General features: G+C 64.9%; 12 protein-coding genes and 1 pseudogene. 7 read left to right on the plus strand and 6 right to left on the minus strand.

Annotation, left to right across the window (positions count from 1 at the left end):
* The 5 genes from ABD301_RS21930 to ABD301_RS21950 all read left to right on the plus strand — a co-directional run.
* Positions 1 to 373 (plus strand): sugar phosphate isomerase/epimerase family protein (locus ABD301_RS21930; protein WP_344312222.1); only part of this gene is annotated, 373 nt, incomplete at its 5' end.
* Positions 370 to 1,536, plus strand: a complete 1,167-nt coding sequence (locus ABD301_RS21935) for a substrate-binding domain-containing protein (RefSeq protein WP_344312223.1) — start codon at positions 370 to 372, stop codon at positions 1,534 to 1,536. The genes ABD301_RS21930 and ABD301_RS21935, both read left to right, overlap by 4 nt.
* Before the next feature lie 9 nt (positions 1,537 to 1,545).
* Positions 1,546 to 2,742: a levoglucosan dehydrogenase gene (locus ABD301_RS21940; RefSeq protein WP_344312224.1), complete on the plus strand. Its 1,197-nt coding sequence runs from the start codon at positions 1,546 to 1,548 to the stop codon at positions 2,740 to 2,742.
* Positions 2,743 to 2,748: 6 nt separating this feature from the next.
* Positions 2,749 to 4,269: a sugar ABC transporter ATP-binding protein gene (locus ABD301_RS21945; RefSeq protein ID WP_344312226.1), complete on the plus strand. Its 1,521-nt coding sequence runs from the start codon at positions 2,749 to 2,751 to the stop codon at positions 4,267 to 4,269.
* Positions 4,266 to 5,267: an ABC transporter permease gene (locus ABD301_RS21950; RefSeq protein WP_344312227.1), complete on the plus strand. Its 1,002-nt coding sequence runs from the start codon at positions 4,266 to 4,268 to the stop codon at positions 5,265 to 5,267. Before ABD301_RS21945 ends, ABD301_RS21950 begins: the two co-directional genes overlap by 4 nt.
* Positions 5,268 to 5,657: 390 nt before the next feature.
* Here ABD301_RS21950 and ABD301_RS21955 read toward each other — a convergent pair whose 3' ends face one another.
* The 6 genes and pseudogenes from ABD301_RS21955 to ABD301_RS21980 all read right to left on the minus strand — a co-directional run.
* A complete protein-coding gene (locus tag ABD301_RS21955) occupies positions 5,658 to 6,239 on the minus strand; it encodes a dihydrofolate reductase family protein (RefSeq protein ID WP_344312228.1) in 582 nt (193 codons plus the stop codon).
* A 65-nt stretch (positions 6,240 to 6,304) separates the two neighbouring features.
* The gene (locus ABD301_RS21960; protein WP_344312229.1) at positions 6,305 to 7,264 is read right to left on the minus strand and encodes a helix-turn-helix domain-containing protein; all 960 of its coding nucleotides are present in this window, start codon (positions 7,262 to 7,264) and stop codon (positions 6,305 to 6,307) included.
* 65 nt (positions 7,265 to 7,329) lie between these two features.
* Positions 7,330 to 7,863 (minus strand): SRPBCC domain-containing protein, encoded by a 534-nt coding sequence (locus ABD301_RS21965; RefSeq protein ID WP_163569979.1) that lies wholly within the window; start codon positions 7,861 to 7,863, stop codon positions 7,330 to 7,332.
* A 612-nt stretch (positions 7,864 to 8,475) separates the two neighbouring features.
* Complete coding sequence (locus tag ABD301_RS21970) at positions 8,476 to 10,398, minus strand: S9 family peptidase (protein ID WP_344312231.1); 1,923 nt, start codon at positions 10,396 to 10,398, stop codon at positions 8,476 to 8,478.
* Between the two features lie 179 nt (positions 10,399 to 10,577).
* A complete protein-coding gene (locus ABD301_RS21975; RefSeq protein ID WP_279581433.1) occupies positions 10,578 to 10,736 on the minus strand; it encodes a hypothetical protein in 159 nt (52 codons plus the stop codon).
* 195 nt (positions 10,737 to 10,931) lie between these two features.
* Positions 10,932 to 11,360 (minus strand): annotated as a pseudogene (locus ABD301_RS21980) (TetR/AcrR family transcriptional regulator C-terminal domain-containing protein); the annotation flags it as partial.
* 92 nt (positions 11,361 to 11,452) lie between these two features.
* On the opposite strand from ABD301_RS21980, the gene ABD301_RS21985 reads away from it, so the two are divergent.
* Together ABD301_RS21985 and ABD301_RS21990 are read left to right on the plus strand one after the other, a co-directional pair.
* Positions 11,453 to 11,581 (plus strand): VOC family protein, encoded by a 129-nt coding sequence (locus ABD301_RS21985; protein WP_279581431.1) that lies wholly within the window; start codon positions 11,453 to 11,455, stop codon positions 11,579 to 11,581.
* A gap of 185 nt (positions 11,582 to 11,766) precedes the next feature.
* A partial coding sequence (locus ABD301_RS21990; protein WP_344312235.1) for a hypothetical protein occupies positions 11,767 to 12,092 on the plus strand: 326 nt, incomplete at its 3' end.

The raw sequence follows: 12,092 nt of genomic DNA on the forward strand, positions 1-12,092 counted from the left end.
GACGATCGTCGAAGGACCGCAGGACATCGAACGTCTGTTGAAGGACACCAGGATCGGGTTCTGTCCAGATACCGCACATCTTGCCGCTGGAGGCGGGGATCCGGCTGCGCTCATCCGCCGCTATGCGGATCGGATCAGCCACATCCATCTCAAGGACGTACGGCTCGCCACACATCAGTTCCTTCCACTCGGTGACGGCGATCTTGACTTCCCCGCCATCATGACGGCGATTACGGAGGCAGCCTATGACGGTTGGCTGATGGTTGAACTGGATGACTACGACGGGGATCCGCGGATAGCGGCGGAGTTCAGCAAGACCTACCTCGACGAACTTTCCTATGTTCGGCCTCCAAACCAGGGAGAACGGCCATGAAGCAGTCAACACTGCGCTTGCTGGCCGCCGCGGCAGCGACATTGGTTCTGTTCACCAGTGCCTGTTCCTCATCGTCGGCTGGCGACGGCGGTCGAACGAACTCCACGATCACCGCTCAAGCGGACGCCGCGCTGCGCAAGATTGCCTCTGGCGCGGTGCTCAGCAAGGGACCGAACGCAGAAACGGCCTCCCCGGCGAGTGTGGTGACGTTGACCGCGCAGGAAATAGCGCGGGTCAAGGCCATGCACGCGACCGCCGCGATCGTGATGCACTATGGGGGCAACGACTGGGCGGTGGCCCAGATCGCCGGACTGAAGAACGAGTTCGCCCAGCTCGGCATCAAGGTCCTTGCCGTTACGGACGCGAACTTCGATCCCGGCAAACAGGTCTCTGATCTTGAGACCGTGATGGCGCTACGTCCCAAAGTCATTGTCTCGATTCCCACCGATCCGGTCGCGACCGCGGCCCAGTACCAAAAAGTCGCCGACGCCGGCATCAAGCTTGTTTTCATGGACAACGTCCCCAAAGGGATGACCGCGGGACACGGCTACGTCAGTGTGGTCTCGGCGGACAACTACGGCAATGGAGTGGTGTCCGCACACGAGCTCGCGAAGGCCGTCGGCGGCAAAGGCAAGATCGGTGTCGTCTTCCACAATGCGGACTTCTTCGTCACCCAGCAGCGGTACGACGGTTTCAGGACCACACTCAAGAACGACTACCCGAATCTGCAGATCGTCGAGTCAACCGGGATCGCTGGACCGGACTTCGCTGGCGACGCGCAGAAAGCCGCCGATGCGATGCTCACCAAACATCCGGACCTGACCGGGATCTGGGCGGTATGGGATGTGCCGGCAGAAGGCGTGATGGCCGCCGCGCGCGCGAACGGCCGCAACGACCTTGTTATCGCGACCGAGGATCTGGGCACCAATGTGGCAATCGCGCTGGCAAAGGACTCGCTGATCGCCGGGCTTGGCGCGCAGCGCCCCTTCGACCAGGGGACGGTGGAAGCCAAACTGGCCGCGTACGGGCTGCTCGGCAAGACGGCGCCGCCGTACGTGGCGCTCAATGCACTGCCCGTCGACCACACGAACGTACTTCAGGCCTGGGGGCAGGTCTATCACGCACCGCCTCCGGCGGCGATCGCCAACTCCTACAAGAAGTAAGGAACCGCTGTGAAAACACTCAGAATCGGGCTGATCGGCGCCGGATTCATGGGCAAGGCACATTCGCTGGCGTACGCCGCCCTGCCAATGTACTTCTGGCCGCCCCCGGCGATGCCGATACGATCCGTGATCGCGGATGTCAACGCGGAACTGGCGGCGGAGGCCGCCGTTCGATACGGCTACGAGCGATCAACTGGCGACTGGCGGCGTGTTGTCGATGACCCGAACATTGACGTCATCGACATCGCCACCCCGAACGACCTGCACGCCGAGATTGCTGTTGCGGCGGCCACCGTGGGTAAGCACATCATCTGCGAGAAACCGCTTGCCCGCACTGGCGAGGAGGCACGCGGAATGTACGAAGCCGGATGTGCCGCCGGCATCGTCAACATGGTGGCGTTCAACTACCGGCGTACGCCGGCCGTGGCCCTGGCTAAACGCTATATCGACGAAGGTGCGATCGGGCAAGTGCTGAACTTTCGCGGCACCTACCTGCAGGACTGGTCGGCCGATCCAGAGTCGCCCTTGTCATGGCGATTCCAGAAGTCGATTGCCGGATCGGGCGCGCTCGGCGACATCGGCACGCACGTGCTTGACCTCGCTCGCTATCTGGTCGGCGAAGTCGCGTCCGTCAACTCGATGCTGCGGACGTACATTCCCAAACGGCCGACCGGCGCGGGAGGTCTCGACAGGCTGGGCGCCGGTCGACTGGCAGGTACGCCCTGGGGCATCGTCGATGTCGATGATGAGGTGTCGACGTTGCTTCGCTTCGGCAATGGCGCGGTGGGATCCATCGAGGCCACCCGCAACGCGTACGGGCGTAACAACTTCCTCACATTTGAGCTGCATGGCACTGAGGGTTCGATCGTGTTCAACTACGAGCGGCGTGACGAACTTCAGGTGTGTTTCGCCGACGACCCGGATGATCGCCGAGGTTTTCGCACCGTCCACACAGGACCCGCGCACCCGTACGGAGATGCCTTATGGCCCATCCCCGCGCTGGGTATCGGCTACGGCGACACGAAAATCATCGAGGCCAACGACCTTTTCCGGGCGATTGTGGATGGTACACCGGTAAGCCCGGACTTCGGAGATGGCTATCAGGTCGCGTTGATTTCCGACGCGATCGTCGCGTCGGCGGAATCCGATGCCTGGGTTGACGTGCCGATGCTGGACCGTAGTCGGGCCGCGGCACATGCGCGCTGATCCCGCATGAACGACAATGCGGCGCGCTTCGCGGTCGAGATGCGCGGTGTTCGCAAGGCGTTCAACGGCGTACCGGTCCTCGCTGGTGTCGACTTCGCTTTGCGGCACGGGGAAACGCACGCTCTGGTCGGTGAGAACGGTGCCGGCAAGTCGACGTTGATGAAGATCCTTCAGGGGGTCTATCAACTCGAGTCCGGGGACATTCGAATCGACGGGAAGACAGTCCGGCTCCGGTCGACGCAGGACGCGCGGGCCGCCGGGATCGGGATGGTTTTTCAGGAGTTCAGTCTGATCCCGACGCTCAGCGTGGCTCGGAACATCTTCCTCAACCGCGAGCCGCGCGATCGGTTCGGGCTGCTGCGCGACCGGGAGTCTGTTCGCCGAACGCGGGAACTGTTCGCCGACATGGGAGTGGATCTCGACCCGAACGCCATGCTCGGTTCCGTTGGTACGGCGTACTGGCAGCTCACCGAAATCGCGAAGGCGCTGGCCCAGAAGGCGCGTGTACTGATCATGGACGAGCCGACCGCGAGCCTCGCGAAAACCGAGGCAGACGCGCTGTTCGCCTTGCTCGAGCGGCTGAAGGCGCGCGGCATCTCGGTCATCTACATCAGCCACCGGATGAACGAGATCTACCGGATCGCCGATCGGGTGACCGTGCTTCGCGATGGACGCAACGTAATCACGGCCACCTGCGGCGAGCTGACCGCGGCCGAACTCGTCGAACACATCGTCGGGCGGCGCCTCGACGGCGCGCTGGTGTGGCGACCACGCAAGATCGATCACGCCGCCGCGCCGCTGCTGGAAGTGCGGAACCTCACCGCGGGCCCGCGCGTACGTGACGTCACATTCACGCTGGCGCCCGGCGAAATCGTCGGCCTCGCCGGATTGATGGGCAGCGGACGCACCGAACTCGCCCGTTGCCTGTTCGGTATAGACAGAGCGACCAAGGGCGACGTCTTCCTGCGCGGTCAACGAGTCAAACTGACCAGTCCGCGCGCGGCCATCTCAGCGGGTCTCGCCCTTATCCCCGAGGACAGGCGCGCACAGGGACTCGTACTCGAACACTCGGTCCGGGACAACCTGCTGTTGCCGTTGCTGCCGCGGTTGAACCGCGGTCCGCTGATCGATGACCGCAAGGGCAGGAAAATCGCTGGCGACCTCATCCAGGATCTGCAGGTCCGGCTCAACTCATCCACCAGTCCGGTGAAACTGCTGTCCGGCGGCAACCAGCAGAAAGTGGTCATCGCCAAGTGGCTCGCGACCAAACCGGCTGTGCTGATCATGGACGAACCCACTGCCGGCGTGGATATCGGCACGAAAACCGACATCATCGCCATGATTCGCCAAGCCGCCGACGAGGGACTCGGTGTGATCGTCATCTCCTCAGAACTCCCCGAACTACTCGCGATTAGTGACCGCGTCCTGATTCTGCGCGATGGAACGGTCGAACGCATCCTGCCGCGCGAGGACATCTCGAGCGAAGAAACCCTCCAAGCCGCCGTCCAAGGAGTCGACCAGCCATGACCACCACCCGTGGCCTGCCATCGGATCTGGCCGGGGAGACAAGATCCCAACCGGCGTACCTGCGGGCATGGGCGAGAGTCCGCGAAGACTGGCATTCGTACGTCATCTATGTCGGTTTCGTCGTCATCTTTCTGCTGTTCGCCATTCTGCTGCACGGCAGTGGCTTTCTGAGCAGCAACAACCTGCTCAACATCTTTCGGCAGACGGCCACCATCTCGGTGATGGCCGTCGCGATGACCTTTGTGATCGCGTCCGCCGAAATCGACCTGTCCGTCGGCTCAGTCGCGGGCCTGGCCAGCGTGGTCGCCGCGATGTCCGTCACCCACGGCGGACTGTTCGCCGGCATCGCGGCCGGTCTCGGCGTTGGGCTGCTCGTCGGTGTGATCAACGGAGGATTGGTGACCCTCTTGAACATTCCCTCGTTCCTGGTGACACTCGGGATGCTCGGAATCGCCGTCGGCGTGGCGCAATGGATCACCTCGTCCGCGCCGCAGCCGATCCTCAACGACACCTTCAACACCATTTTCGGCTCCGGCGACCTCGGGCCCATCCCGGGCCTGCTCCTGTGGGCCGTGATCGCCGTCGTTGTCGGCGCCGTGGTGATGGCCAAGACACGATTCGGCCGCCAAGTCCTCGCCACCGGCGGAAATCCGGTCGCCGCCCGTTTTAGCGGCGTCAACACCCGCCGCGTCAAGTTCACCGTCATGGTCCTCATGTCCTTGGTCGCGAGTGTGGCCGGTATGCTCTACGCCGGCCGTCTGCAGTCCGGCCGGTTTCAATGGGGAACCGGCGACGAGCTCTCCGTGATCGCCGCGGTCATCCTCGGCGGAACCAGCCTTTTCGGTGGCAGCGGCAAAATCGTCGGCTCGCTCTTCGGCGCCCTGCTGATTGGGCTGATCAACAACGCACTCATCCTCGCCGGCCTCGACACCAGCCAACAACAAATCATCCGCGGCGTCATCATCATTATCGCCGTTGCCCTGGCCCGCCGAAAATAGCGGAGACAGCCAAGACCGTGCTGTCCGCAGGACGGTTCAGGTGTGTTGGTGGCCGGGTGCGGGGTACGTACGCATTCCGGGGATATTGGCCGCGGATGTCTCGCATTCTGGACTGCCGGTGACCTCTGTCTGCGCGTGGCAGGGAGGTACGACAACACTCGGGAATTGCATCAGGTGGGCGTGAAAATGCTGATTGCCTGGCGAAGAGCGCAGTTAGAACCTACTACTCGACTTTGTTCTAGACGCGCTGATTGACCTGTATGGACGCCGTGGTCGAGGCGATGCTGTTCCCTGTCAAGTTAGCGTGTCGAGGTCTTGACGCCACATTGCCCGTCCAGGGTCTTGTGTCACCGTTCGCGGTGGATTTCTTCGCGTGCCCGCTCAGATCGGTCAACGGCGCACCTGATAGCGCAGGTGAAGCACTCGGTTGCCGCGAATCGCCACGTCAGGATCCTCCAACAGGTGCTGCGCGTGGACCGATCCGAAGTAGCGCTTGCCGGACCCGAACACGACGGGTACTACGTCCATGCGTACCTCGTCGATCAAGCCCGCGGCAAGCACTTGGCCACCGACGTCGCCAGCGGCGACCTCGACCATGCGGTCACCTGCGAGCTCCTGTGCCTTGGCCATGGCTGCCTCGACGCCGTCGACGAAGTGAAACGGTGCCTCGGGGTCCCAGCCCTCGGGGTGCGGCCGGTGCGTCACGACGACTACGTGGTCGATCCCGCCCGGAGGCTTCCCGTCCCAGCCGTCCGTGATGTCGAAGACGTGGCGGCCGACGAGTGTCGTCCCGATCTGGTCCCAGTACGGCCGGGTGTAGTCGTAGGAGGTCTGCGACACCTTCAAGGCGCCGCTCTCGTCCAACGGGACGTCACCGGTGGACAGCCAGTCGAACAGCGGTCCGGGTTGGTCATTCTCGTCCGCGACGAAGCCGTCCACTGACACCGAGCTGTACATGACCACCTTGCCCACGAGGCTCTCCTTTGCTTTGGGTGCCTCCAAAATAGCGTGTCGTGAGCTGTCGCTCTTGTAAGAAATCAATCGGTCGGCAGGGGCCAGCTGTCCAGTGCGTGGCCGGGATGTTCACGCAGGAACTGCCGCCGGACTTCGACGTACCGGGTCGGCGTGAGCCCGGTGAACGCCCGGAACTCGTGACCGAAGTGGGCCTGGTCGAAGTAGCCTGCGCCACCGGCGAGGTCGGCCCAGTCGACCGGTCTGGTGGGGTCGATCGCGAACACGGTGGCGGCGAAGCGGTAGGTACGGGCCAGTCGCTTCGGTGTGACGCCGATGAGTTCCTTGAACCGCTGTGCCAGATGAGTGCTGCTGACACCGGCTGTCACGCTCAGGTCGCCGATCGCCACCGCGCCGCTGGTCGCCGCGAGGACGCTGCTCGTATGGCGGACCAGCCCCAGGCCGGCGGTCTCGCGCAGCCGTCGCATCAGCTCCTCCTCGAGCAGCGTCAGCATCTCGTGCGGTCCGTCCGCCGTGGCCAGCCGGTCTCGCAGCTCAGCAACGGCAGGCCGACCCCAAACCTGCTCTACCGTGACCGGCCGGTCGCACAGCTCGGCCGCGGGCATCGGCAGGAAGGGCGCCGGTCCCCACGGCTTGAAGTGCACGCCGACGGACCGGGTCCAGCGTGGGTAGCCGAACTCCAACGCGCGAGTGGGCGTGGTGACCACGCAGCCGTCTGCGTACTCGGCCGTCTCGATGTCGGTGCCGGCGCGGATGCGGAACGGCGCCCCGAGGTTGATGATGAGGAACGCCCCCGGCATCGGCGGCAGCGTCAACCGGGCGTACGGCGACGCACCCTCCAGGTAGTAAAGGTCGTCGATCAGCCCGTCCAGCGGCGATCGCGGCACTCTGGACACGTACTCCACGTCCACAGCATCGCCGACGCGCAGCCGCCAGCGCGAGCCGGCATGGTCCAGCCGCGCTGCCGCTCGGGTCCTCGCGGTCCAGCGCCACAGTGACGCCCGTGCCACCGACGACGGGGCCACGGCGGACTGCTTCTCGACAGTGATGCGCCGATGCCCGGCGGAGATCTGACCGACCGCTGCGGGACCTAGGACAACATCGCGGCGTACGCATCCTGCAGGTCCTTGCGCATCTCCGGACTCCACGCCACGGCACTGCCGTCGAAACTCGCCTCCAACAGGTCCAGGAGGTGGTGCCAACCGGCGCCGTTGCGGGACATGATCACCGCGATCGAGTCGCCAGCCGCGAGCGTCTCCGAGGCCGCGCGCAGGTCAGCCACTGAGATCGTGTGCGTCAGCACCAACTCGCAGCCGGCCTCGGTGGACGTCAGCTCCCAGGCCACCAGCGCGGACGGATTGATGTGCACCCAGAAGGTGTGCTCGAAGAGTCGCGGCGGCTCCACGCGTACGATCCGGTCGACCACCGGATCGATGCCCTCGCCATGATACGAGACGTACTCGCCACCCGGCCGCAGGTCGATATCCGGTCGAGACCCGGCCCACTTCCCTACCTCGTCCGGATCGGTGATCGCCTTCCAGACCACCTCGGTCGGCTTGCGCAACCGGCGCTCGTACCGGAAGGTCACCATGCCGTCCCGCTCTTCGACAACACCCTCGTTCATCCACCTGATCCCTTCGTCGCCATCAATATACTCCGTCCAGCATATAACGATGGCGGGATGTAGAGGACGGCCGAAAGTCTTGGCGCCACGTGTCGACAGGGCCTCCGCCGTTCGTCGCGATCATGTACGGCAAGCCGGCCGCACCCCCAAACTGCCGATCGACTGCCGGGCGGAGGTCTTTAGCGGCACGAGCGTCTCTATGCCTGAATCCAACAGCTTGACGTGACCACTGGGGTCTTGTTGCCGCCCGACGCGGCGCGAATCGTACGAGCCGCCCAGCACGCTCCCATCCCCGACGGATGAAAGCGGCGCCACACGACCATGACATCTACAGTGCGGGCCGAGTTGTTCACGTCTTCGGCCACTGCGTCAGAGTGCAGCCCGCTGATGCCCTGAAGCTGTCCGTACGATCGAACGACCAGACGGCGATCGCGGTGATACCAGTCGCCGCCGCGAGAAACGCGGAAACGAAGATGGCCGCGGTGGTCGGTACGCGATCCTGGTGTCGGAGTAGCGGATTTTGCTGACCGATTTGCTCATCAGCTTCGCAAGTTGGTCTTCTTCAGAGGGAGGGTGCGACGAAGGGGCAAGCGGCGCCGTGTCCGCTTCTGCTCAGTTATCTGCACCGTCGTCCGCCGGTCGGAGCCAGCGGTCGAACCAGGAGCGGGTGCGGCGCAGGAAGTCGAGTTGGTGGTTGCGTTCCTGGATCGAGTGGCCCTCTCTGGGGTAGATCACGAACTCGTGCTCGGCGCCGAAGTGGCGCAGTGCCCGGTGGAAGTACACGGCCTGCCCGAGAGGAACGTTGGTGTCCTCGGCGCCATGCAGGATGAGCACCGGGGTGCGGACGCGGCCGGCGAAGGAGACCGGGCTGACCGCATCGTGTGGGTGTGGGCCGATTCCCTCCCACCCGGTGCTGCCGCCGAGCGCGGCCTCGAACTGGCCGTTCTCCCCGGTCGCGGCGAGCATTCCCCAGTCGGTGACACCGGCGCTGACCAACGCCGCGCGAAACCGATCGGTCTGCCCGACGGCCCAGGCGGCCATGAACCCGCCGTGGCTCCCGCCGGCGATGCCCAGCCGATCGGGGTCAGCGACGCCCTCCGCGATGAGCAGGTCGATGCCGGTCAGGATGTCGGTCCACTCCTGCTGACCGACCCGGCCAGCGACGCTGGCCGCGAACTCGTGACCGTGGCCCTGGCCGCCGCGCGGATTGGGCAGGAACACCGCGTATCCAGCAGCGGCCAGCCACTGCGCGCTGGGGTGCCAGAACAGCTGCAGGCAATCGGCGTACCGGCCGTAGGGGCCTCCGTGCACGATCGTGACGAGCGGGGACGGGCCGTCCGACACGGATTTCCCGACCGGCAGTACGAGCAGGCCATCCAGATCGAGGCCGTCGGCGGCACGGTAGGCCAGCGGTCGCTGGGTGCCGAAGGTGACGCCGTTCAGTTCCGGACGGGTGTCCGTGACCTTGCGCAGTGGCCCGGTGGGCGGCCCTACGTGAACGTTTGCGGGTTGGTAGCGGGTGCCGGTCACTGCCGCGATCGCGGTGCCGGCGGGGGTGGCGGTGAGGTCGTCGAGATGGCCGGGGTGCTGCGACAGCGGCGTGGGACCGTCGGGGTCGAGCCGGGCCAGGGTCGCGTTCAGGCCGTCGGCAAACACCACCAGCGGTGCGGCGCCGGTTTGGCACAGTTCGGTGGGGCACATGGGAAGGTCGGCGGTGCGGTTGCGGCGGACGCAGCTGTCCATAGCCAGGTCGAACACGGCCGTACCGGCTTGCAGGACCGGCGGGGTGAGTGCGATGTAACCGAGGTGCCAACCGTCCTCGCCCGGCCACCAGGCCAGAGAGTGTGCGTCGGCCTCGACCGGTCCGAGGTCCTCCGCGGTCCCCGTTGTGGGGTCGAACAGGTGCAGTTGGCCGGTGCGGGGGCCATAGTCAGGGTCGGCGCTGGCTTGGGTGAGTACGGCGAGCGGGCCGCCGTCAGGTCGTTGCCGCAGTTCCACGACGTGCCGGTCCCCGAACACGTTCGGGGTGGTGACGTGGCCGGTGCGCAGGTCGAGCAGGCGCAACCGGGCACCGGGTTCGCGCTCACCGACGACAATGGCGTCGTCGCGGTCCTGGACGCGGCGCGTGTCCTGCTCGGTGGGCTCGTCCTCGGCCAGCAAAGCAACCAGGTTGGGATCGGCGAGCGGCAGGTGATCGATGATGCCAGCACGCCAGCTGGTCAACGCGATCACCACGTGATTCGTGCGAGTAAGCCGCTGCAGCTGCGCGGTACCACGCTCGGCGCGGTCGGACAGGAAGCACAGCGTGCGAGAGTCCGCGGACCAGCGAGGCCGGGACTCCGTCGCGGTGTCGGCGGTCGCCCGGCGCCACACACCGTCGCCTTTGATGTCGGCGAGCCAGAGTGCGGTGTCCAGGTGATCACCGATTTGGCTGGTGGGGGCGAGAACGTAACAGAGCAGATGCCCGTTCGGAGCAAGAGCTGGGGTCTGCGGGATGCGACCATCGACCACGAGTTCGGCGATCAAACCTGTCATGCCGTCAGCTTGCCAACATCAACCGTCAACCGTCCACCGTCGCCCGCCCGCCCGCCCGCCCGAGCGTTCGGATAGGCGACCTATTCCGACAGTTGGAATACCTGACAGTGCCATTTATCCCTCGGCGGCTTGGGGAGCTGGCGGAGATCCCGACCGGCCAAGACGGTCGGCCATCCAAGTCACTCATCCTCGACCAGGCGGAAGGCGTCCTCGTCGCGGCGGAATGGTCCAGGCTGCACGCGTACGTCGTGCTGTCGCTGCTGACCGGCGCTCGTACGGAGGAGCTGCGCGCCCTTGAGTGGACGCACGTCGTGGCGTACGGCGAAAAGGCAAAGCATGGCTCCGGTGACGGAGATCGGCTGGAGTCACGAACGCTTCGGCATCTACGTCTGGCGGTCGGTCCGCGAGGGTGGCGACGCTGCATAGTCACTCAGTTAGTCACCCAGGCAGGAAAAAGAGTTAGTTTGGGTTCGGGTGTTGGTTGGTTGATCCAGGTTTGGTTGGGCATGACTGGTGGGCGTGGTCGGCGGCGTTCAGGGGGTTCTGACGGTTTTGGTCGATGGCGTCGGCGGTGCCGAAGTGGACGGATGCTGGTGTGTGCCAGGCGATCTGTTTGTGTTGCGGTGGTAGAGGGTGAGGAACGCGTCGGTGCCGCGTTGGATATGGCCGGCGATTTCGGTGTCGGTGATCGTGTCGTGGCCGCGCAGGAGTGCTTGGTTGACGGGTATCCTGAGAATGAGGGCGGCGAACTGGCTGGCGGCCTGATCGGTGTCCGCGACTGTCAGGTGCCCCGCTTTTGAGAGGTCTCGCACTGCGTTTGCCAGGGTGGTGAGTCCTTTGGTGAAACCTTGCTCCCAGTAGAGCCGGCCGAGGTCGGGGAATCTGCTGGACTCGCCGATGATGAGCCGGCGCAACCGGAGCACCTCCGGTTCCAGCAGGCCGGTGAGCAGACGATGCCCGAGTCGCTCGAGGTATTGGCGGGTGTCGGCGGCATCGGCCGGTCCGGCACGTCGGCATCACCGTTGCCGATCTTGACGCTGTAACGGCTCACTTCGTGAGCATCGGCTTGGAGGCCGGCCAGAAAATGAGGGTGGACGGCGAGTTCCTGGACACGGTGATCGTTATGACCGGCGCGGCGACCGAGATCGTCATGCTGCAGTCACCCGATGGAGGAACGACGTAGGAGCTCTCGAGCCTCGCCCGGCCGGACCACCTCCCGGGTTCTCCGGCCGCACCATCCAACGAACTGGGCCTGCGCAACATCGCGTCCATGGTGCAGGCCCTGCAGGTACGTCATGACGAGAATCTGGCGACTTGGGTAATACGACGGGGCGTCCGAGTCATGCCCATTGACCAGCGGATTCGTCGATGTTGATCATGAAAGGCCGGAAACTCCGGCGAGAATTGGGAGACCTGAAGAACTGGGACGAACGGCTGGTCCGCAAGGGCCTGGTGTCATGCGTGTTCGTCGGCGACCCCGCCACTGCGGTGGTCAACGATATTTTCGACACCAACGGCCACCTGCTCGCGCTGCCGGCCGGGTATTTCGACTCCGGGTACGTGTCCACCGTTGGGATCGGTTTCGGTCGGGACGTGTCGGTGGAGGACACTACGCGGCGCAGTCGCTCTGCACCGACGGCACCAAATCGTGGCAGCCGGCTACGAAATGGTCAACAAGAAGCGGGTGACGGATC

This window comes from Fodinicola feengrottensis, assembly GCF_039530045.1.
Lineage (GTDB): Bacteria > Actinomycetota > Actinomycetes > Mycobacteriales > HKI-0501 > Fodinicola > Fodinicola feengrottensis.